The organism is Paeniglutamicibacter selenitireducens, assembly GCF_051550675.1.
Classification (GTDB): Bacteria; Actinomycetota; Actinomycetes; order Actinomycetales; family Micrococcaceae; genus Paeniglutamicibacter.
In genome coordinates this window covers 341,324-362,700 of sequence record NZ_JBPULF010000002.1, presented here as the reverse complement: position 1 = coordinate 362,700, position 21,377 = coordinate 341,324, and the positions used below count along the sequence as shown (strand labels likewise).

The 21,377-nt window shown below is 67.0% G+C and carries 20 protein-coding genes; 15 read left to right on the top strand and 5 right to left on the bottom strand.

What is annotated here, in order from left to right; all coding sequences use genetic code 11:
- The first annotated feature begins 211 nt into the window (after window positions 1–211).
- On the top strand, window positions 212–991 hold the full coding sequence (locus tag ACSYDW_RS05130) for a VOC family protein (RefSeq protein ID WP_438337630.1): 780 nt from the start codon (window positions 212–214) through the stop codon (window positions 989–991).
- Between the two features lie 109 nt (window positions 992–1,100).
- Here the strand turns inward: ACSYDW_RS05130 and ACSYDW_RS05125 are convergent, their stop codons facing one another.
- The gene (locus ACSYDW_RS05125) at window positions 1,101–1,532 is read right to left on the bottom strand and encodes a winged helix-turn-helix transcriptional regulator (RefSeq protein ID WP_438337629.1); all 432 of its coding nucleotides are present in this window, start codon (window positions 1,530–1,532) and stop codon (window positions 1,101–1,103) included.
- Window positions 1,533–1,657: 125 nt separating this feature from the next.
- Here ACSYDW_RS05125 and ACSYDW_RS05120 point away from each other — a divergent pair, with 125 nt between their 5' ends.
- Window positions 1,658–2,017: a DoxX family protein gene (locus tag ACSYDW_RS05120; RefSeq protein WP_438337628.1), complete on the top strand. Its 360-nt coding sequence runs from the start codon at window positions 1,658–1,660 to the stop codon at window positions 2,015–2,017.
- A 54-nt stretch (window positions 2,018–2,071) separates the two neighbouring features.
- A complete protein-coding gene (locus ACSYDW_RS05115; protein ID WP_438337627.1) occupies window positions 2,072–2,662 on the top strand; it encodes an NADPH-dependent FMN reductase in 591 nt (196 codons plus the stop codon).
- A 66-nt stretch (window positions 2,663–2,728) separates the two neighbouring features.
- Here ACSYDW_RS05115 and ACSYDW_RS05110 read toward each other — a convergent pair whose 3' ends face one another.
- The gene (locus ACSYDW_RS05110) at window positions 2,729–3,658 is read right to left on the bottom strand and encodes a LysR family transcriptional regulator (RefSeq protein WP_438337626.1); all 930 of its coding nucleotides are present in this window, start codon (window positions 3,656–3,658) and stop codon (window positions 2,729–2,731) included.
- A gap of 130 nt (window positions 3,659–3,788) precedes the next feature.
- Between ACSYDW_RS05110 and ACSYDW_RS05105 the strand changes: the two genes are divergently transcribed.
- The 4 genes from ACSYDW_RS05105 to ACSYDW_RS05090 all read left to right on the top strand — a co-directional run bounded on the left by ACSYDW_RS05105 (window position 3,789) and on the right by ACSYDW_RS05090 (window position 9,373).
- The gene (locus ACSYDW_RS05105; protein WP_438337625.1) at window positions 3,789–5,144 is read left to right on the top strand and encodes an MFS transporter; all 1,356 of its coding nucleotides are present in this window, start codon (window positions 3,789–3,791) and stop codon (window positions 5,142–5,144) included.
- A 78-nt stretch (window positions 5,145–5,222) separates the two neighbouring features.
- The gene (locus ACSYDW_RS05100; protein ID WP_438337624.1) at window positions 5,223–6,902 is read left to right on the top strand and encodes an amidohydrolase; all 1,680 of its coding nucleotides are present in this window, start codon (window positions 5,223–5,225) and stop codon (window positions 6,900–6,902) included.
- Window positions 6,899–7,882: a CobW family GTP-binding protein gene (locus ACSYDW_RS05095; RefSeq protein ID WP_438337623.1), complete on the top strand. Its 984-nt coding sequence runs from the start codon at window positions 6,899–6,901 to the stop codon at window positions 7,880–7,882. Before ACSYDW_RS05100 ends, ACSYDW_RS05095 begins: the two co-directional genes overlap by 4 nt.
- A gap of 30 nt (window positions 7,883–7,912) precedes the next feature.
- A complete protein-coding gene (locus ACSYDW_RS05090; RefSeq protein ID WP_438337622.1) occupies window positions 7,913–9,373 on the top strand; it encodes an amidase in 1,461 nt (486 codons plus the stop codon).
- A 74-nt stretch (window positions 9,374–9,447) separates the two neighbouring features.
- Here ACSYDW_RS05090 and ACSYDW_RS05085 read toward each other — a convergent pair whose 3' ends face one another.
- Together ACSYDW_RS05085 and purB are read right to left on the bottom strand one after the other, a co-directional pair.
- Complete coding sequence (locus ACSYDW_RS05085) at window positions 9,448–10,797, bottom strand: DUF8696 domain-containing protein (protein WP_438337621.1); 1,350 nt, start codon at window positions 10,795–10,797, stop codon at window positions 9,448–9,450.
- A gap of 201 nt (window positions 10,798–10,998) precedes the next feature.
- Window positions 10,999–12,408 carry an adenylosuccinate lyase gene (gene purB / locus ACSYDW_RS05080; protein WP_438337620.1) on the bottom strand — a complete coding sequence of 470 codons (1,410 nt, stop codon included), beginning with the start codon at window positions 12,406–12,408 and terminating at the stop codon, window positions 10,999–11,001.
- A gap of 199 nt (window positions 12,409–12,607) precedes the next feature.
- Between purB and ACSYDW_RS05075 the strand changes: the two genes are divergently transcribed.
- Together ACSYDW_RS05075 and ACSYDW_RS05070 are read left to right on the top strand one after the other, a co-directional pair.
- Window positions 12,608–12,949: a hypothetical protein gene (locus ACSYDW_RS05075; protein ID WP_438337619.1), complete on the top strand. Its 342-nt coding sequence runs from the start codon at window positions 12,608–12,610 to the stop codon at window positions 12,947–12,949.
- A 29-nt stretch (window positions 12,950–12,978) separates the two neighbouring features.
- A complete protein-coding gene (locus ACSYDW_RS05070) occupies window positions 12,979–14,427 on the top strand; it encodes a hypothetical protein (protein ID WP_438337618.1) in 1,449 nt (482 codons plus the stop codon).
- On the opposite strand, the gene ACSYDW_RS05065 is transcribed toward ACSYDW_RS05070, so the two are convergent.
- Entirely contained in the window at window positions 14,408–14,800 is a 393-nt protein-coding gene (locus ACSYDW_RS05065; RefSeq protein ID WP_438337617.1) for a phage holin family protein, read from the bottom strand. The genes ACSYDW_RS05070 and ACSYDW_RS05065 overlap by 20 nt on opposite strands.
- 92 nt (window positions 14,801–14,892) lie before the next feature.
- On the opposite strand from ACSYDW_RS05065, the gene ACSYDW_RS05060 reads away from it, so the two are divergent.
- The 6 genes from ACSYDW_RS05060 (at window position 14,893) to ACSYDW_RS05035 (ending at window position 21,372) form a co-directional block, all read left to right on the top strand.
- Window positions 14,893–16,014 (top strand): histidinol-phosphate transaminase, encoded by a 1,122-nt coding sequence (locus ACSYDW_RS05060; RefSeq protein WP_438337616.1) that lies wholly within the window; start codon window positions 14,893–14,895, stop codon window positions 16,012–16,014.
- A 120-nt stretch (window positions 16,015–16,134) separates the two neighbouring features.
- Entirely contained in the window at window positions 16,135–17,283 is a 1,149-nt protein-coding gene (gene pdhA, locus ACSYDW_RS05055) for a pyruvate dehydrogenase (acetyl-transferring) E1 component subunit alpha (protein WP_438337615.1), read from the top strand.
- Complete coding sequence (locus ACSYDW_RS05050; RefSeq protein WP_438337614.1) at window positions 17,280–18,257, top strand: alpha-ketoacid dehydrogenase subunit beta; 978 nt, start codon at window positions 17,280–17,282, stop codon at window positions 18,255–18,257. Before pdhA ends, ACSYDW_RS05050 begins: the two co-directional genes overlap by 4 nt.
- Before the next feature lie 72 nt (window positions 18,258–18,329).
- Window positions 18,330–19,760, top strand: coding sequence for a dihydrolipoamide acetyltransferase family protein (locus tag ACSYDW_RS05045; protein WP_438337613.1), 1,431 nt, complete (start codon window positions 18,330–18,332; stop codon window positions 19,758–19,760).
- A gap of 160 nt (window positions 19,761–19,920) precedes the next feature.
- Entirely contained in the window at window positions 19,921–20,670 is a 750-nt protein-coding gene (locus ACSYDW_RS05040) for a hypothetical protein (protein WP_438337612.1), read from the top strand.
- A gap of 78 nt (window positions 20,671–20,748) precedes the next feature.
- Window positions 20,749–21,372, top strand: a complete 624-nt coding sequence (locus ACSYDW_RS05035; RefSeq protein WP_438337611.1) for a phosphoribosylanthranilate isomerase — start codon at window positions 20,749–20,751, stop codon at window positions 21,370–21,372.
- Window positions 21,373–21,377 lie beyond the last annotated feature (5 nt).

Genomic DNA, 21,377 nt, shown 5'->3' with positions numbered 1-21,377 from the left:
GCCGGTAATTGTCGGGTCTGACGGTTACGCTCGGGCCCAAGTCGCAATGTCGTCGGATCGTCAGGGAAATGGTGTGTCCGGTGACCAGGTGGCCCGCCGATTCCCGGGGCGAGAAGTTCACGGGAATGTGCACCAAAGTTCATTGCCTCGTGCCAGCCCCGGACATAGACTCGCCACTGGAGCTGACCCCCACTCATGGAACGGAATTCACATGCCCAAGCCAGACATCACTGCCGGATCGCCATGCTGGATCGACCTGATGACCGCTGATCCCCAGCGTTCGATGGATTTCTATTCGGAGCTCTTCGGGTGGACCTACGAGGTGGGGGACCAGGAGAAGTACGGCGGCTACACCATGGCGTTCAAGGACGGCCAGCCCGTCGCCGGTCTCATGAAGAACGACGGTGAGTCCGGGTACCCGGACGTTTGGTCGACCTACCTGCGCGTGGATGATATCGATGCCACGGTGGCGGCGGCCGCTGCCAACGGCGGCGCCGTCTACATGCCGCCGATGGAGGTGCCCGAGCAGGGCAAGATGGCGATGATCGGCGATGCGGGAGGCGCCAGCGTCGGCCTCTGGGAATTCGGAGGACACACGGGCTACCAGCTCGTTGCCGAATCCGGGGCGCCGGCATGGCACGAGCTTTTCACCCGCGACTTCCCGTCCGCCGTGAAGTTCTACCAGGACGTCTTTGGCTGGGACATCAACGTCGTGGGGGACACCGACGAGTTCCGCTATTCCACCCTGGGCGCCAACGAGGAGGCCAAGGCCGGAATCATGGATGCCAGTTCGTTCCTCCCGGCCGAGGCGCCGGCCAACTGGCATGTCTACTTCGCTGTCGACAGCGCGGATGAAACCATTGAAAAGACCCTGGCCCGCGGTGGCACCGTCATCCAGCCGGCCGAGGACACCCCGTTCGGGCGCAATGCGGCGCTCAGCGACGCAACAGGTGCGCCGTTCTGGATCACCCAGGAAATCAAGCAGGGCTAACCACTGGCTGACGCGGGGCCGGCCGCTTCCCGAGCAGGGGGTGCGGCCGGCCTTGTTTGTCCCAGGAACACCGGATGTTGGCTGCCGCTGCCCGCATCCGGGCTTCGGTTTAGAGCTCGGGCCCGTCGTACTCCGAGCGTGCATCGAGGATCGCGCGGTGGTTGGTTGCAGCCCAGCCCACCAGGCCAATCACCGGTTCGCTCAGGGAGCGGCCGAGCGCCGTCGTGGCGTACTCGACGCGGGGCGGGATCTCCGGGTAGCTCTTCCGGGTGACGAGACCGTCGCGCTCTAGGCTGCGCAGGGTCTGCGTGAGCATCCGGTGGGAGATCCCGTCGACGCTGCGCTGGATTTCCGTGAAGCGGCGCGGGCCGTCGTGCAGGAGCCCGATCACCAGCAGGCTCCACTTGTCGCCGACGCGGGAGAGCACCTCGCGGATCACGCGGCTGGCCCGGTTGTCGGTGCTGCACATCTCGGCGCCCTCGGTGGCGCCTGCCACGTGGACGAATCCCTGCGCCGGAGCATGCTGCGGATCGGTGTCCATGTATCTTCCCTCCCAATAGGCACCTGAAGGTGCGTAACGAACGTAAAAGTGCGGCTGTCGCTTGGGGAATATCCTAACAGTTGGTGCGTTATGCACTATCAGTAACTAATGGGATAGGAGCCCCGATGTACATCGCACTTTGGGTAATAACAGGTATCTTTGCAGCACTCTTCGCCATGGCGGGGACCATGAAGGCCGTCACGCCGTACGGCCAGGTGCGCGAGAAGATGGCGTGGGTTGAAGACGTGACCCCCGCACAGTTGAAGGGGATCGGCATCGTCGAACTGCTCGGCGCCATCGGGCTGATCCTGCCGGCCGCCACGGGCATCGCCCCGTGGCTCACCCCGGTTGCGGCACTCGGCCTGCTGGTCACGATGGTCGTTGCGACGGCCCTGCACGTGCGCCGCAAGGAACCCCTCGTTCCGAGCCTCGTACTCGGCATTGTCGCGCTGGTTGTCGCAATCGGTTGGATCGTCGTCCGCTAACACGGGCAGCAACCCGCACTCAGTACTCCAATCCGCCGAAAGGAACCACCCCGCATGTCATTCCCCACCGACCGCCCGCTCATCAAGATCGTCATCGGCAGCGTGCGTCCCGTGCGCGTCGGCGACCAGCTCGCCGCGGCACTCACTCCGCTGCTCGCCGAGGCCACGGGAGCACGCGTCGAAATCATCGACCTGGCCGAGCTGGCCCTGCCGATGCTCGACGAGCCGTTGATGCCAGCCATGGGCAACTACCAAAACGCCCACACCATCGCCTGGAGCGAGATGGTCAAGGACAGCGACGGCGTGGTCTTCCTGACCCCGCAGTACAACGGCGGCTACCCGGCGGCGCTGAAGAACGCCATCGACTACTTGCACCACGAGTGGTCCGCCAAGCCCGCGCTGATTGTCAGTTACGGCGGCCATGGGGGCTCCCAGTCGGGGGCACAGCTGCGCTCGGTGCTCGAGTTCGTCGGGCTCGACCTGGTGGATGGCAACGTTGAACTCACCCTGCCGCGCGACTCCTACGGCCCGGACTGGCGCCTGGTGGATGCGGCGCCGGTCATCGCGTCCCGCGAAACCGAGATCCGCGCCGCGGCCGGCGCGCTTGCCGAGCGGCTGCGCAGCACCGCCGACGCCACCGTCTAGGAGCCCGGCCGGGCCGCCGGATGGCCAGGCGGCCGGGGCCGGCTGTCCCACGCGGCGCGAAGGGCGCTAGCGAGGGGCGCGCGCGGCGAACTGGTCCACCACCCCGGCGAGCACCTTGAGCATGTGTTCCGTGCGGGGCAGCTGCCGGCCGGCGGTGGACGTGACGGCTGAGAGCAGCGACGGGGTCACGTCTTCCTCGATGCGCAGCGGGACCAGCCGGCGGCCGCAATGCGTTTCCTGCGTCAGGTGCTGGTGGTGCAGCAGGGAATACCCCAATCCCGAGGCGACGTACGACCGGATGACCTCGTAGCTGGGCGAGGTGTGCTTGATGTTCGGCTCGATGCCAAGCGCGCGGAAGTAGCTCATGTAGCGGTTGAATGACTGCGGGATCGAGAGGAACACTGCCGGTTCGTCAACCAATTCATGCAGCGACACCGAGGTGCGTCCCTCCCGGACCAGCCGGTGCCCCTCCGCGACAACGACGTGGGGCGAAATGGGGAGCAGCCGGACGATGCCGAATTCGGGGGTCAGTTCGTCCGCGTACATCAAGGCCACGTCGAGCTGCCGGCGGCGCAGTGCCTCGGGCAGCTCGTCCAGGTCGCCCTCGGACATCGTGAGGGTGACCCCGGGCATGAGTCTCGCCGCCTCCAGCACGATCGTTGGCGAGTAGAACGGGGCCAGGGGGGAGTAGACACCCACGCTCAGCTCGCCCCGCAAGGGGTCGTCGGTGCCGCGTGCGATGGAGCCCAGGCGCCCCACGGTGTCGAGCAAGGGTTCGACCGTCTCCAGCAGCCGGCTTCCGGCCAGTGTCGGCTCGACCCCCTTGCGGGGGATGCGCGCAAGCAGCTGGACGCGGTACTGCCGTTCCAGGCGGGCGATGGCCGTGGACAGTGTCGGCTGGGTGACGCTCAGCGACTCGGCGGCACGGGTCAGGCTTCCCAGCCGGACCACGCTGCGGAAATACTCAAGCTGGACGATGGTTGCCTCATCGAGCACCGGCGGACTCTCCTTAGTATTGATTTTGGCAATGCTAGCGCGAAAAAGCATTGATTGGACACCCTTTTTGGGATCGGCGCACACTGTGAGTGTCATCACAGCGATAGACCGAGATTCCTTGGAGGCTTTAGTGGGTCAATCACCCTCACCGCAGGCAGGCACCCGGACCGGGCGGCCCGGATCGATGCAGAAGCGGGTCCTGGCGGGCGGCGCCGTCGGCCAGTTCATCGAGTTTTACGATTTCAGCCTGTACGGGCTCAGCGCCCTGATCCTGGCGACGCACTTCTTCCCCGCCGGCTCGACGTTCACCGCCATGCTGGCAACCTTCGCGACCTTCGGCGTGGCCTTCCTGATCCGCCCGCTCGGCGGCCTGTTCTTCGGCGCGCTGGGTGACCGCATCGGCCGCCGGCCGGTACTGTTCATCACCCTGATGGGCATCGGCCTGGCGACGGTCGGCATCGGACTCATGCCGTCCTATGCCGCGATAGGTCTCGCCGCGCCGATCCTGTTGGTGTTCTTCCGGCTCGTCCAGGGCTTCTCGGCCGGCGGGGAATCCGTAGGAGCGCCGGCCTTCGTGCTGGAGCACGCACCGCTGGAACGGCGCGGCCTCTGGCTGTGCATCACCATCGCCGCTACGGCGCTTCCCGGCGTCTTCGCCGGCGGGTTGATCCTGGGCCTGAACATGGTGTTCGGCCCGGACGGCTACGAAGAGTGGGCCTGGCGTATCCCGTTCCTGCTGGCGCTGCCGCTGTCCGTGTTCGGCTTCTGGATCCGCAGCCGCACCGAGGAATCGCCGGAGTTCCAGAAAGTCCTGAAGGCCGCCGAGACCAAGGAATACAGCCCCATCCGCGAAGCCTTCAAGACAAACGGCGTGCGCATGGCACAGGTGGCACTGGTATGCGGCCTGACGGCGCTGTCCTTCTACTACCTGGCGGGCTACTTCGTCTCCTTCCTGCAGACGGCCGGCGGACTGAGCCGTGCGCAGTCGTTGGGGCTGAACGCGGTGATCATGGCGATCATGGCGGTCTCGACCCCGTTCTCCGGGTTGCTCAGCGACAAGGTGGGACGCCGGCCGATGCTGCTGGCGGGCTCCGCCGGCGTGGCCATCCTGGTGATTCCCGCGTTCCTCATGATCACCAGCGGGAACGTCTGGATCGCGCTGCTTGGCCAGCTGGTCTACATCGTGCCGCTGCTGGTCTACAGCGCGGGCAGCGCCACGATCTTCGTGGAGATCTTCCAGACCAAGACCCGCTTCACCTCCGCGGCCGTGAGCTACAACGTCGGCTACGCTCTGCTCGGCGGAACCGCCCCGCTGGTCGGCACCTGGCTGGTGGAAACCACCGGATCCGTGATCTCCCCGGGCGTGTACCTGGGCATCTACGCGGTCATCGTCTTCCTGGTGGTCCGCTTCGGCGGTGTGCCGGAAACGCACCCGCTGCTCAAGGACCGGTCCACCGCCGATCCAGTGCCGGCGGGCAGCCGGTAGCCGCGCCACACCCTCCGTCCGACCCGGCGGCTCCGCACACGCCGCAACCCCCACCCCGTGAAAGGCACGTGACCCTTGATGGAAGCGACAATTGTCTACCCCGCCCGCATGATCCGGACCATGGACCCGGCCCGGCCCGTTGCACAGGCCATCGCCGTGCGCGGGGACAGGATCCGTGCCGTGGGTACCGTGGACGAACTGGTGTCCTACCCCGGGGCCGTGGTCGACGAACGCTACGCCGACGCTGTCCTGCTTCCCGGATTCGTCGAGGCCCACGGGCACGCGGGAACCGGGAACATGTGGAACGGGACCTACGTGGGGCTGGTGGACCGCACCGACCCCCGCGGCCGCCGCTGGCCGGGCTGCCGCAGCCTCGAGGACGTGGTGGCCCGGCTCGCGGAGGCCGACGCGGAACTGGAGGACCCGGACACGCCGCTGGTTGCGTGGGGGCTCGACCCGATCTTCTTCCCCGGACAACGGCTCTCCGCCCGGGAACTGGACAGGGTGCCGGGCAAACGCCCCATCCACATCACGCACACCAGCGGCCACTCGGTCTCGGTGAACACCGCGGCGATGGAGCTCTTCGGCATCGACGCCTCGACGGCGGTGGTGGGCGTCGTCAAGGACGCCGACGGCGTTCCCACCGGCGAGCTGCAGGAGTTCGCCGCCATGGCGCTGGTCTCCCGGCTGGTGGAGGGCCGCGGGCTGATGAACATCAACGTCGACTCCATCCGCGCCTACGCCTGGGACGGGGTGAACAACGGCTCCACCACCCTCACGGACCTGGGCTCCTCGTTCGTGATGGACGACGCCGGCATCGGGATCTACAGGGAGGCCGTGGCGGGGGACTTCCCGGCCCGGCTCAACGTGTTCCACTTCGGGCTCGGCGTGGGCAAGGTGCCGGTCTCGCTGGAGGAGGCCGCCCGGCGCCTGGTGGAACTGCGCGGATGCCCGGAGGACAAGCTCCGTTTCGGCAACGTGAAGCTCATGCTCGACGGCACGGTCCAGGGCTTCACCGCCCGGCTGCTGGAACCCGGCTACTACGGGGGAGAACCGAACGGCATCTGGGCGGCCAGCCCGGAGGAGGTACATGCCGCGTTCGAGACCTTCCACAAGGCCGGGCTGCTGGTCCACGTCCACTGCAACGGCGACCAGGCCACCCAGCTCTTCCTCGACACGCTCGAATCCATCCTGGCCAAGCACCCGCGGCCCGACCACCGGCACACCGTCACGCACTCGCAGCTGAGCACCGCCGCCCAATACCGCCGCATGGCAGCGCTGGGCGTGTGCGCGAACGTCTTCGCCAACCACATCTGGGGTTGGGGCGACCAGCACATGGACCTCACCGTGGGCCCCGACCGGGCCTCGCGGATGAACGCCGCGGCCACGGCGCTGCGCCACCGGGTGCCGATCTCGCTGCATTCGGATACCCCCGTGACACCGCTCGGTGCGCTGCGGACCGTCAAGCACGCCGTCACCCGGTTGACGATGTCGGGCCGGGTCATGGGCGAGCACGAGCGGATCGGCGTGCAGCAGGCGCTGGAGGCCGTCACGATCGGGGCCGCCTACATGCTGAAGATGGACCACGAGGTCGGGTCGCTCGAGGCGGGGAAGTTCGCCGACCTCGCCGTTCTGGCCGAGGACCCGCTGGAGGTCCCGGAGCACAGCATCGGGGATATCCACGTCCTGGGCACGGTGGTCGGCGGGGTGCACCACGCCAGCCGCGTTGCGGCCCCCGTCGCGGCGAGCGCACGGTGAACGCGCGCCTGTCGATCATCGGCGGCTACCTGGGGTCCGGGAAGTCGACGATGGTCAACCGGTTGCTCGCCGGCGCGCTGCCCGGGCGCACCGCCGTGGTGGTCAACGACTTCGGCAGCGTCAACATCGACGCGGACCTGGTGGCGGCGGCGGACGGGGACACCATCGAGCTGAGCAACGGGTGCATCTGCTGCCAGCTGGGCGACGACGTCTCGCGCACCATGGCCGCGCTCGCCGAGCGGGAGGACCTGGAACACGTCATCTGCGAGGTCAGCGGCGTGGGCGACCCCGGCGAGCTCGCCGCCTGGCGCAGCTACCCCGGCTTCACCCCGGGTCCCGTGGTGGTGTGCGCCGACGCGACGGCGATCGTGCGGCGCCTGCGCGACGAATACGTCGCGGACACGGTGCGCCGGCAACTCGAGTCGGCCGGCATCGTGGTTCTGACAAAGACGGACCTGGCCTCACCCGCGGAGACCGCCGGCGCGCTGGAAGCCTGCTGGGCCGCGGCCCCGCAGGCCCTGGTCATCGAGCAGGACCCGCTGGATCCCGCCGCCACCGCGGCCAGGGTCTTTGCCGCCGGGGCGCCGGCGTCCCCGTGGGCCTGCGCGGCGGGGACACCGGCACCAGCCGGCAATCTCGCTGACCCGCGCATGGTTTCCCACACCGAGGCCCATGCCACCTGCACTGTCGACTTCGACGGACCGCTCCCGGTGGGCGCGTTGGCCCGGGTGTTGGAAGGCCACGCGGACCAGCTGGTCCGCGCCAAGGGCATCGTGCAGGATGCCGGGGCCCGCTGGCAGGAGGTGCAGTTGGCCGCGGGCCGGGTCGAGGTGCGCGAACGAGCGCCAGGTGCCCCGGAACCCGCCGGCGCCCGGCTGGTGCTCATCGCCGCGGGAGCCCTCCGGGAGGAGCACCTGGAGGCGGCACGCGCCGAACTCCTGTGCACCGCGCGCCGCCCGCACCTCGCCGCAGCTTCCTGATCCCGTTACCTCCCGAAAGGACCCACCACCATGAACCACCCACGCACCGAGACCTCGCTGTGCTTCGCCACGGCCGGAGAACTGCTGGAAGGGTACCGGCGTCGCGAGTTCAAGCCCTCCGAGGTGCTCTGCGGGCATTTCGCGCAGATCGACGACACCAACCCCGTCGACGCGCTGGGGGTCAATGCGCTCAGCGGCCAGATGCGCGAATCGGCCCTCGCCGCGGCCCTGGCCGCGGACGAGGCCTACGCCCGCGGCGGGGACCTGCCGCCGCTGCTGGGTGTCCCGCTGGTGAGCAAGGAGAAGCACGCGATCGCCGGCCTGCCCGTGACCCAGGGGCTCGGGGCATCCCGCGCGGTGGTTCCGGAGGCCAACCAGCCGATCATCCAGCGCGTGCTGGATGCAGGCGTGCTGCTGCATGCCCGGACCACCACCCCGGAATTCTCCTGCGCCTCGGTCACCCACTCGAAGCAGTGGGGAGTGACCCGCAATCCGTGGAACCTCGATGCGGGCCCGGGCGGTTCCTCGGGCGGTGCCGGTGCCGCATTGGCTGCCGGCATGAGCACGCTGGCCACCGCCAGCGACATCGGCGGGTCCACCCGCATCCCCGCCGGGTTCAACGGAGTCGTCGGCTACAAGGCACCCTACGGGCGGGTACCCGGCGCCGCGCCGCTGAGCGCCGACTGGTACCGCAGTGACGGGCCCATGGGCCGCAGCGTCGCCGACGTCGCACTCCTGCAATCGGTCATGGCAGGGCGCCACGGATCGGACCACACCTCGTGGGGCGAACACGGAAGCGACTACCTGCAGCATGTTGTGGCGGGAACCCCGGACTCCCTGCGCGGGGTGCGCATCGCCTACAGCCCCACGCTTGGCGGGTTCCCGGTGGCGGCAAGCATCACGGCGAACACGGAATTGTTGGTCTCGCGCCTGATCGCGGCCGGCGCAATCGTGGAAGTCGTCGAACCCCGCTGGAACGTCGACCAAGTGCTCGACACGATCTTCTCCCACTTTGGTTCAATCATGGGCAAGGCACTGCTGGGGCAGGTCGAGGGGGATCGGGGCCAGCTCTCGGAGTACGCACAGGTGTTCGTGGCCCAGGCGGCGGAGGCGGCGGGGCGCGGAACCCTGGTGGATTCGCTGGCCAAGGACCAGGCCATGCAGCAGGAGTTGGCACGCCTGATGGAAGGGTTCGACGTGTTGCTGACCTCGACGCAGGCCGCGGAGATGCTCCCGGCCGAGGGCAACTTCGCGGACGGCATCGACCTGGAGGGGCGCCACTTCGCGAACTACATGGCAGCGCACATGACGATGCCGTTCAACGTCGCCAACCGGTGCCCGGTGATGGCGCTCCCGACGGGGCTCTCCAGCGTGGGTGTCCCCACCAGCGTCCAGGTCGTCGGGCACCCCTTCGACGAGGCGACGGTCTTCAAGGTCTCGGCCGCGGTCGAGTCGCTGGCCGATCCGTTGGGTCGCCCCGCCGGGTGCTGAAGTGAAGAACCCCCTGGGTATCAGGCCGGTACCGGACACGGCGCCGGTCTGATACCCAGGGGCCATTGACCGGGCTAGAAACCCCTGACGTACTGGACTTCGCCGAATTCCGAATCAGTGATGCGCCACACGCCGCCCGGGACGGCATCCGCGGGAACATCCGAGAACACGACGCCGTAGCCGATGGCGTCGGTGAAGTCGTTCGTAGTCGGATCGAGGGCGCCGATGTTCAGGTAGGAATCCTCGACGTAGTACTCATCGCCGTTGTACGTGAATCCGTCGTTTCCGATGTAGTCGACGGTGAGCCATGCCCCCGGCACGAGCACCTCGTTGGAGATGTTGCCAACTGTCATGTCTGCGTAAAGGTCGACCATGCCGGCCTCGGTATCGCTGACCTGCTGGTGGGGGGAATCAAGCAGCAACAACCACGTCGACAAAGTGAATAGCTGGTCGAGCGCCATGGGATCCTGCCGCGTTGAATCAACGTAAAGGGTTGAGTCGTTGGAAGCCGTCTTGCCGGCCTTGTTGCTTGCAACCAACCGGTACGATTCCATCTCGTTCTTCGAGCGCGCCGTGAACGTATAGTTCACTTGCGTCGCGCCGGGAATCTTGGCCCAGTAGCCGCTGGTGGTTCCCTCTACCCAACGTTCCCATTGGTAGCTCAGGGAGCCACCCGTTGCAGTTCCCTTGAATGTCACCGAGCGGCCTGCATTTGCTATGACCGAACCGGGAATTGTCACTTTCGGCTTGGCGATGACTACGAGCCGCGCAGTAGTGGACATTGCTTTGCCAGCCTTGTTGCTCGCGACAACACGGAAATCAGTGGTTGACGCTCCGGACGAAGCAGTGAAAGTGTGGGTCGACTTCGTGGCCTTCGAGATGTTCGACCAGGTCGAACCCTTTTTGCTTTGCCACTGGTAGGAGATCGAGCCTCCGCTTGCCTTTGAAGAAAGGGTGACCTTCGACTTCGCCACGACGGTGTGCCCCTTGGGCTGGGTGGCGATCTTCGGCTTGGTGACAACCGTCAGCTTGGCTGACTTCGACGTCGACTTGGCCCGGGAATTTGAGGCCACCACGCGGTACTGCATCCCGTTGAGTTTTGTGCTTGCTTTGACCTTCAGCGACTTTGTCTTGGCGGAATCCCCGGAGGCCTTGACCCACTTGCTGGACTTCGGCTTCTTTGCGTACCACTGGTACTTGAGTTTGCTTCCGCTGGCCTTGACGCTGAACGTGTGGGTCTTGCCACTGGCCACCGTGGCAGACTTGGGCTGCGTCGTGATCTTGGCCTTTGACACTGCGGCGGCGATGGAGACAGCTCCAGGGACAGGCACCGAGGACGCCGCCGTGGCCGGTGTGAGCGCCGGAGCGGTCATCAAAATTGCGGCCACCGCCAGGGTTGTGGCCCGCCGTGTTATTGCTTTCAATGTTTCCCCCAAGAAATTGATACAACTAAATGTGACGTACGAATCATGAGCGTACCAGCGGCGTCGGACAGAATGAGGGCTGCCGTCGAAACCTGCGAAATACTACGGATGTAGAGGTCGAACGGCAAAAACGGATCGCCCCGACCAGATGGTCGGGGCGATCCGTTTTTGCTACAGGAGACGGAGCAATCCGCCGGACGGCTACTTCTTCAGGTGGTCGACCAGCTGCGAGGCGATGCCGTTGTAGGTGCCCGGGGTCAGCGCCAGCAGGCGTGCCTCGGCTTCTGCGGACAGACCCAGCTCGGAGACGAACTCCTGCATGCGGGCGGAGTCAACGCGCTGGCCGCGGGTCAGGTCCTTCAGGCGCTCGTACGGGTTCTCCATGCCGGCGACGCCGGCGATGGCCTCGGCGCGCATGACCATCTGGATGGCCTCGCCGAGCACCTCCCAGTTGTGGTCGAGGTCGTCGGCAAGTACGGCCTCGGCAACGTCAAGGCGGTCAAGGCCCTTGGCGACGTTGGAGATCGCCAGCAGCGAGTGGCCGAAGGCGGTGCCGATGTTGCGCTGCGAGGAGGAGTCCGTGAGGTCGCGCTGCCAGCGGCTGGTCACCAGGGTCGCGCCCAGGGTGTCGAGCAGGCCGTTGGAGATCTCCAAGTTCGCCTCGGCGTTCTCGAAGCGGATCGGGTTGACCTTGTGCGGCATGGTCGAGGATCCGGTGGCACCTGCGACGGGGATCTGCGCGAAGTAGCCGATGGAGATGTAGCTCCACACGTCGGTGCACAGGTTGTGCAGAATGCGGTTGAAGCGGGCGATGTCCGCATACAGCTCCGCCTGCCAGTCGTGCGACTCGATCTGGGTGGTCAGCGGGTTCCAGGTCAGGCCGAGGCCTTCGACGAACGTGCGCGAGACTTCCTGCCAGTCGGCGGCCGGGACCGAGGCGTAGTGGGCGGCGTAGGTGCCGGTGGCGCCGTTGATCTTGCCCAGGAACTCGGTCTTCTCGATGCGGTCCAGTTGGCGGGTCAGGCGCCAGGCCAGAACTGCAAGTTCCTTGCCCAGGGTGGTGGGGGTTGCCGGCTGGCCGTGGGTGCGCGAGAGCATCGGCACGTCGCGGGATTCCTCGGCCATGGCGGTGATCTGTGCGACAAGTGCGCGTGCGGCGGGCAGCCACACGTTCACGACGGCATCCTTCACGCCCAGGGCGTAGGAGAGGTTGTTGATGTCCTCGGAGGTGCAGCCGAAGTGCACCAGCGCGGTCAGGTCGGCGATGCCGATGGCCTCGAGGCGGCGGCCGATGTAGTATTCGACGGCCTTGACGTCGTGCACGGTGACGGCTTCGATCTCTGCCAGCTCGTTGACCGAGTCGGCGTTGAAGCCGGTGACGATGGCGCGCAACGCTGCACGCTGTTCCTCGCTCAGCGGTGCGGTGCCCGGGAGCACCGAGTTGTCGGTCAGGTGGATCAGCCACTCGACCTCCACGTGAACGCGGTCGCGGTTCAGTGCCGCTTCGGAGAGGTGGTCGACCAGCGGTGCAACGGCTGCACGGTAACGACCGTCCAGGGCACCAAGGGCGAGGGGTTCGGATGCAAGTGAAATGCGCGCGGAATCAGCCATGATGCCCATTCTTTCATGTTTTGCCTCACAGCGTCCGGGGGAGTGACGCCGCACACGCCAGCCGTCGGGCCGCCGCACCGCATCGATATCCACAATCCGGGACCCATCGCGCTTCATACGGTTTTCGTGCTTCTACCGTTGCACGCAATGGTGGCGTAACAAGGCATGCGCCGTAGGCCGAAGGGAGCGTGATCCGGGGATGTTGGAGGCGATTGCCGACGAGATGCTCATGCGCGTGGTGGCGACCCAGGCGGTGGTGTACCGGGCGAGGGAGCAGCTGGCCGAGGTGCTCAACTTGCAATGGGAGTCCCCGGCCGGAAGGGCCTTCAGGGACCGTGCGGCGGAGCTGGCGTCCAAGGTCGCGGACCTTGATGCGCGGCTGGAAACTGCGCGCGGGGAAATCTGGGCGGCCCGCGCCGATCTCGCCGCGCTGGATGCCTCCATGCTTTCCGGCCTGACAACCCTGGGACCCGTCTCGATCCCGGGCGGACTGCCAGCGGGGTTGCTGGGCGGGCCCGGACTGACCGGCGGGGGCCGGTGAGCGGGGTGGGCCATGAAAGCCGAGGGGGAGTGGCGGGGACGGAATTCTCCCTCGAGGAACTGGAACGGAGCTCTTCCATGCTGGCCGGTGCCGGGACGGACTTGCTCGAGGGGGCCGCGAAGCTGGCGCTCTCGCCGCAACCGCCCGCGGCCATGCTGCTCCTGGGGGCCGTCCTGGTGCGACAGCGAACGCTCGCCGCAGCCAACGGCGTGCTGGAGCTGGCCGCCCTCTGCTCGGCCCGGGCCGCGGAGGCCGGCGTCCTGGCGCTCAAGGTCGGTGCCGCGCGCGCGACCTATGAATACGCTGAATCGCAGGCGACCAGGCAGGTCAACGAAGCGAGGGGCACGCTCCTGCCATTGATCCTGATGTGGGACCTGGCCACGAACAAGGGCCGCCCGCGTACCGACACCATGGAGGACCTCATCAACCAGGCTCCTGCCCTGCTCGGTTCCTTGCTGCCCGGGCCGGCCGGCAGTCTTGCCTTGCTGCGGGACAAGGATCATGGCGGCCTCTTTGACACCACTGTGGCGCAGCGGCTGTATCCGCTCCTGGGGCCGGGGCTAGCCGGGCTGGGGCTGGCGCCTACCGGTCCCGTCGAGGTTGCGGCGCTGAACGGGACCCGCACCGTGGAAACGCGGGGAGCCCTGGAAACCATGCTGGACCTGCAGTCCATCGCCGAACGGGAGCCCCCGGGCAGCATCCTTGTCAGCACCGTTCAGGGCGGCGGGACTCCGGTACACATAGTCACGGTTCCCGGGACCCAGTCGGATCCGCTGCGCGAGGGCATCGAATCGGTGAAGGGCCGTGCAGGGATCCAACAGGGTGCAACGGGGATGAACCCCTGGGACACGGCCGGCATCGTCGAGGCGATGGGGTTCGGGTCGCAGCATGTCTCGGTGGCGGTCGGCGAGGCGCTGGAGCAGGCCGGGGCCAAGCCCGGCGACAAAGTGGTACTCAGCGGATACAGCCAGGGAGGGATCCACGCGGCAAACCTGGCCGGGGATACCAGGTTCACTGAAGCGTTCGACGTGTCCTACGTCTTGACGGCGGGATCGCCTGTTGGGTTGGCGGCGCTGCCGAAAACGACGAGGGCGCTTCATCTGGAAGACCGCAGGGACATGGTGCCGGGGACCGATGGTGCGCCGAACCCTGCCGGTCGCAACCGGGTGACCGTGTACTTCGACGGGCCACCGCCGTCCACGGAGCTGTCGAACTCCGGGTTCGGGCAGGCCCACAAGCTGGCCAACTACCGCGAAAACATCCGCGAACTCAAGGGCACCCCGGATCCAGGCGTTGCCGAATCGACGGGACGGCTGGCGGCCTTGCTGACCGGCAGCGGGACGCTGACCGTGCGCTCCTACCAGTTGCGGCGGTTGGTGCCTTCCGACAGCGGAACGGCCCGGACGCCCGCGGGCAGGGGGAGGCCCTTGAAGGAACAGCTCAAGGGCGCCCCATCCGTTACTTCCGGCTGGGGGTGACCCATCCGATCAACGCGGAGACCAGCGAAATGATCAGCGAGGCGATGATCGCGTCCCAGAAGAACTCGTGCACCTCCAGCCCGAACGGCATGTAGGTGGTGATCCACGAGGTCAGCATGAGCATGCCGGCGTTGATCACGATTGCAAAAAGCCCCAGCGTCAGGCAGGTGATGGGCAGCGAAAGGATCTGCACGATCGGCCGGATCAGCGCGTTGACCAAGCCGAAGATCAAGCCAATGGTGAGGTAGGCCAGAACGATGCCGAGGGTCTTGTCATGGGTGGGTGCCGGGGTGACCTCGATGCCGGGGACAATCCACGCGGCAGCGGCCAAACCAAGGGCATTGATAACCACACGGAGGAGAATCGCAGTCATGGCCCCATAATTCCACACCTTTATGTGAGTAGTCGTTGTACACGCGCACTTGCCGTCGGCTTCCCGGCTGCCCCATTCGATAGGCTGTGACCATGACCACGCAAAACCCTGTGCCCCACGATCCGGTCCAGCCCCGAACCATCATTGGGCGGATGCCGAAATACGCAGCCGGGAAGCCGCCGACCGCAGTCCCGGGGCTGGAGGCCTTCAAGCTCTCCTCCAACGAGAACCCGTTGCCCCCGATCCCCGCGGTGCTTGATGCAATCCGCGAACAGGTGTCGATCAACCGCTACCCGGACCCGCTCTCGACCAAGCTGCGCAACGCGTTGGGGGAGTTCCTTGACGTCCCGGCCGACGACATCGTCACCGGCGCAGGTTCGCTCGGTGCCTTGACACAGATCCTTGCCACCTTCGCCGGCGAGGACATCGACGGGGTCCAGGATGAAGTGGTGTATGCCTGGCGCTCCTTCGAGGCCTACCCGATCGTGGTCCAGACCGCCGGCGCCCTGCCTGTTGAGGTGCCGCTGCTGGCGGACGGACGCCACGACCTTGACGCCATGGCGGAAGCAGTCAACGAACGCACCTCGGTCATCCTGCTCTGCACCCCGAACAACCCGACAGGCCCGATCCTCACCCAGGACGAGGTGGACGCCTTCATTGCCAGGGTTCCGTCGAACGTGCTGATCGTGATCGACGAGGCCTACCAGGAATTCGTGCGTGACGAGAACGCCGTGGACGGCATCAAGACCTACCGGGAGAACCAAAACGTCGTGGTGCTGCGGACCTTCTCCAAGGCGCACGGGTTGGCCAACCTTCGGGTCGGCTACTCGGTGTCGCACCCGGAGGTCACCAACTTCCTGCGTGTCGGTGCAACCATGTTCGCGGTGTCCTCGCTGGCCGAGGACGCGGCGGTGGCCTCGTTGGCCAACTATGGGCAGGTTGTCGAAAGGGTACAAAAGATCGTCGACGAACGGACGCGCGTCGTTGCCGCGCTCAAGGACCTGGGATGGGAGATTCCACAGGCGGAGGGCAACTTCGTTTGGCTCCCGTTGGGGGCCGACACCGCCGAGTTCGTCGAGCTTGCGCAGGCGCAGGCACTTTCGGTGCGTGGATTCGCCGGTGAAGGCGTGCGGGTGAGTATCGGCGAGGTCGAAGCAAACACCCGCTTCGTGGATCTTTGTCGGAACTATCCAAAAGGTTCTTCGCTTTCCTAGGGCGAATAAGTCGTAATCAACGACCTTTCACCGATAGGCTTGAACTAATAAACCCGCTATATGCCCCATGCGGAATGCATTCCAATTGGGGCATATTTCATTTATGTAAGGACCCTCGGTATGACCCAAACCGTGCACGAGCCCTCGGACGAAACGCTGATCCAGCTGCTGACCCCCGAAGGTGAGCGTCGCTCGCATGCCGAGTTCGACAGCTACATCCAGGATGTGGACGCCGCCATGCTCCGCGACTTCTACCGCGACATGGCTCTGACCCGCCGCTTCGACCAGGAGTCCACCGCGCTTCAGCGCCAGGGCCAGCTGGCACTGTGGGTTCCGTTGCGCGGCCAAGAAGCCGCCCAGATCGGGTCCGGCCGGGCCACCCGCCCCAACGACTACATCTTCCCCACCTATAGGGAACACGGGGTCGCACTGACCCGCAACGTCGACTTCCCGCAGATGCTGCGCATCTTCCGCGGCATCTCCAACGGCGGGTGGGACCCTCGCGAAAACAACTTCCACATGTACACCATGGTGCTCGCGGCACAGATGCCGCACGCCACCGGGTACGCGATGGGTGTCCAGCGCGACCAGGCCGGCTGGGACGCCGAGCGCCTCGAAAAGGAGGGCACCGCAGTCGTGGCCTACTTCGGCGACGGTTCCTCCACCGAGGGCGAGGTGCACGAGTCCATGGTCTTCGCCGCGAGCTTCAAGGCGCCGGTGGTCTTCTTCTGCCAGAACAACCAGTGGGCGATCTCCGTGCCGTTCCACGTCCAGTCCAAGGTTCCGCTGGCCGAACGCGCCGCGGGCTACGGCTTCCCGGGCATCCGCGTGGACGGAAACGACGTCCTGGCGGTCCTCGCCGTCACCCGCTGGGCCCTGGAACGCGCCCGCCGCGGCGAGGGCCCGGCCCTGATCGAGGCGGTCACCTACCGCATGAGCGCACACACCACGGCCGACGATCCCACGAAGTACCGCATGAGCGCCGACGAGGAAGCCTGGGTCGGACGCGACCCGCTGGCTCGCCTCGAGAAGTACCTGCGCGAGAACAACCTGGCCGACGAGGCCTTCTTTGAACAGGTCATTGCCGACGGCCACGAGATGGCCAACCGGGTCCGCGAGGAAGCCATGGCGTTCCCGGAACCGGAGCTGGCACAGTCCTTCGCCAACGTGTATGCCGAGGCACACCCGCTGATCCAGGAGGAGCTCAAGTGGCACCTGGAGTACGAGGCAGGTTTCGCAGAGAACACCGAGGAAGGGGCCACCCGATGAGCACCACCATGACCCTGGCCAAGGCCATCACCGCCGGACTGGACAAGGTCCTGGCCGATAACCCGAAGTCCCTGCTGATCGGCGAGGACATCGGACGCCTCGGCGGCGTGTACCGCGTCACCGACGGGCTGATCGATACCTACGGTGCGGACCGCGTCATCGACTCCCCGCTGGGCGAGGCCGGAATCATCGGCACCTCCATCGGCATGGCAATCCGCGGCTACACCCCGATCGCCGAAATCCAGTTCGACGGCTTCGTGTTCCCGGCGTTCAACCAGATCACCACGCAGCTGGCCAAGATGCGCGCCCGCTCCGAGGGACGCTTCGGCGCCCCGGTGGTGATCCGCATCCCTTACGGCGGTGGCATCGGCTCCATCGAGCACCACTCCGAATCCCCGGAGGCGCTCTTCGCGCACACCGCAGGCCTGCGCATCATGGCGCCGTCCAACGCCCACGACGCCTACTGGATGATCCAGCAGGCCGCCGCGTGCCAGGACCCGGTGATCTTCTTCGAACCCAAGCGCCGCTACTGGCTCAAGGGCGAGGTCGACACCGAGAACCCTGCCGCGGACGCCTTCAAGGCCCAGGTCATCAGGCCCGGCGAGGACGCCACCATCGCCACTTACGGCCCGCTGGTCCCCGTGGCGCTCGCCGCGGCCGAGGCGGCACGCGAGGACGGGCGCTCCGTCGAGGTCATCGACCTGCGCTCGGTGTCCCCGATCGACTTCGACACCATCACCGAATCGGTGGAGAAGACCGGAAGGCTCATTGTCACCCACGAGGCCCCGACCTTCGGCGGCATCGGCGGCGAGATCGCGGCCCGCATCACCGAGCGCGCCTTCCTGTCGCTGGAGGCCCCGGTCATCCGCGTGGGCGGTTTCCACATGCCCTACCCTGTGGCCAAGGTCGAGGAACAGTACCTGCCGGACATCGACAAGGTCCTCGAGGCCCTCGACCGTTCCTTCGCCTACTGACCTCCGGTCGCCCACCCCACCCGGTGCGTCAATGCGCCACAGACCCATCAACGTCCCCCTAGGAGTCAGACGATGAGCACCTTCAATCTTCCCGACGTCGGCGAAGGCCTCACCGAGGCGGAAATCGTCAGCTGGAAAGTCAAGCCCGGGGACACCGTGGCCATCAACCAGGTCTTTGCCGAGATCGAGACCGCCAAGTCGCTCGTTGAGCTGCCCAGCCCCTACGCCGGCGTGGTCAAGGCGCTGCACGCGGCCGAGGGCGAGACCCTGGCCGTCGGTGCCCCGCTGTTCACCGTGGACGAGGCCGGAAGCCAGCCCGAGCCGCTGACCAACGTGCCGGACGTCGCCGACATCGCCGAGGCCGACACCCCCGTGGCCAGCGAGGAACCCGGCCCGCTGGTAGGCTCCGGCCCGAAGGCCGACGCCGTGAAGCGCCGGGCCCGCGTCTCACGCCCCGCGCCGGCCGCCTCGGGCCGCCAGACCCCGGCTGCCGCACCGGCACCGACCACCCCGGCCGCGCTGGCCGACACCATTTCCCGCCGCGCCGCCGAGATCGGCCAGGCCTCCACCCGGCTGACAGCCGCCGCAAAGCCGGCAGTCGCAGCGCTGGTGAACCGCGTGCTGGCCAAGCCGCCGGTCCGCAAGGTCGCCAAGGAACTGGGCATCGACCTGACCGAGGTCATCGGCACCGGCGGACAGGGGGAGATCACCCGCGAGGACGTGCTCTCCTACAAGGCACAGCGCGAGGCCGAACGCGACGCGGCCCCCATGTTCTGGTCCCCGAAGGACGTCGAGCTGGACCACCGCATCATCCGCACCCCGGTGCGCGGGGTCCGCAAGGCCACGGCCAAGGCCATGGTCGACTCGGCATTCACCGCACCGCATGTCTCGATCTTCGTCGACGTGGATGCCAGCCGCACCATGGAGTACGTGGCGCGCCTGAAGAAGAGCCGCGACTTCGAGGGCATCAAGGTCTCCCCGCTGCTGGTGCTGGCCAAGGCCGTCATCTGGGCCGCCGCCCGCAACCCCTCCGTCAACGCCTCCTGGGTGGAGACCGAGAACGGCGCGGAGATCCAGGTCAAGCACTTCATGAACCTGGGCATTGCCGCGGCCACCCCGCGCGGCCTGATGGTTCCGAACATCAAGGAAGCCCAGGACCTGTCCATGCGCGAGCTGGCCATCGCCCTGAACGACCTGGCCGAGACGGCCCGCGCCGGCAAGACCAGCCCGGCCGCCATGACCGGCGGAACGCTGACCGTCACCAACATCGGCGTGCTGGGCATCGACACCGGAACCCCGATCATCAACCCCGGCGAGGTGGCGATCGTCGCCTTCGGCACCATCCGCCAGAAGCCGTGGGTCGTCGACGGCCAGGTGGTCCCGCGCTGGATCACCACCCTGGGTGGTTCCTTCGACCACCGCGTGGTGGACGGGGACCTCTCGGCCCGTTTCATGGCCGACGTCGCCTCCATCATGCAGGAACCGGCGCTGCTGCTCGACTAAGGCTGCTGCCCGGCCGCGACCGTGGCGAACCCGGAGGCCGGATCCCCCCCTCCCTGGAAACAGGGAGAAGGGTCCGGTCTCTTGGCTTTAACGGGCCGATCGGGCACATTTGTGGCACACAGGTTTTCACCCACGGCATCCATGCTCTAGGAGAACGCCCATGCACGCCACCAACCACGTTCCACCCCGCCGCCGGTGCCTGGCCTGCGGCCTCGGCGCGGCCGCCGTCCTGGCCCTCGTGGCCGGCTGCGCGGCCCCGCTGGAGCCGGGATCCACCCCGGCGACTGCCAGCCAGAAGACAACGGCAGCCAACCCCGCAACCTCGCAGGCGCCGCGCGTGGACACGTCCGGGTGGAAATCGTTCGAAACCTTCGGGGTGGGGTTCAGGTACCCGGCCCATTGGAGCGTGGTGCCCAAGATGGCCTGCGAGGGATGCGAACCTTCAGGGGATCCCCGGCAGGACCCGTACGCCAAGTGGAACATCCTTGACGCGAACGGCATCCCGATCGCCGAGTTCGGCGCCAACTCGGCCGAGGACAACGCCGGGGACGCGACCTACGTGCGTACGCGGCTTGAGACCATCGAGCTGGACTCCAACATGGCCACCCCCACCGTTGTCCTCTTCGAGCATTCGCTGGCCAACACTCCCACCCGGGAGAACAACCGGACCGCGGCCCTCATGGTGGACGAGGCGGCGTTGGCCGCCGAGCGCGACGAGTTCCCGCAGCTGGCCTATTTCCGCCCGCGCAAGGACGCGGCAGCGATGCTGGAGACCACCAACGGCTTCGCCAAGAGCCTCGGGTTCACGGCGCAGGATGTCAGCCTCGGCGATGCCGTGGAGATGATGGACACCGAGGGATACAGGGACATGGTGGCGCTGATGCTCAGCGTCAGGGCGGTGGCGCAGTAGCCGACGCGGGGCACCCCGGCCGGCGCGGCTCGATACCATGGAGGTGCCAACCATGGACCTGCGACGGGACGAACACCAATGCCACAGCTGTACATCAAGATCTGCGGGCTGAGCACGCCGGATTCGGTGGCCGCCGCAGTAGCCGCCGGCGCCGACGCCGTCGGCTTCGTCTTCGCCCCGGGCAGCCCGCGCACCGTGGACGCAGAGTCGGCACGCACGCTCGGCGAGGCGGTTCCCTCGGCAATCGAGACGGTGGGCGTCTTCCGCAACCAGCCGCTGGCCGAAGTCCTGGACATCGCGACGCGCGCGGGGGTCAGCACCGTGCAGCTGCACGGGGACGAGCCGCTCGGGGACATCCTGGCGCTGCAGGACGCGGGGTTCAGGACGCTGCGCGCCTTCTCTGTGGACGCCTTCGAGGCGCTGGGGCCGGAGGAACGCGCACTGTGGGATACCGAGCGCATCCTGCTCGACGCGGTCGAGCCCGGAGCTGGAGTCACCTTCGACGCCTCCGACGTGCTGGCCCGTCCGCCGGCCGGGATGTGGCTGCTGGCCGGCGGGTTGAACCCCGGAAACGTCGCAGCGTTGGTCAAGACGCTCAATCCCGGCGGTGTCGATGTCTCAAGCGGCGTCGAATCCAGCCGCGGGGTCAAGGACAACGGGCTGATCGCCGAGTTCATCCGTGCGGCGCGCTCGGCCGAATAGCCTGC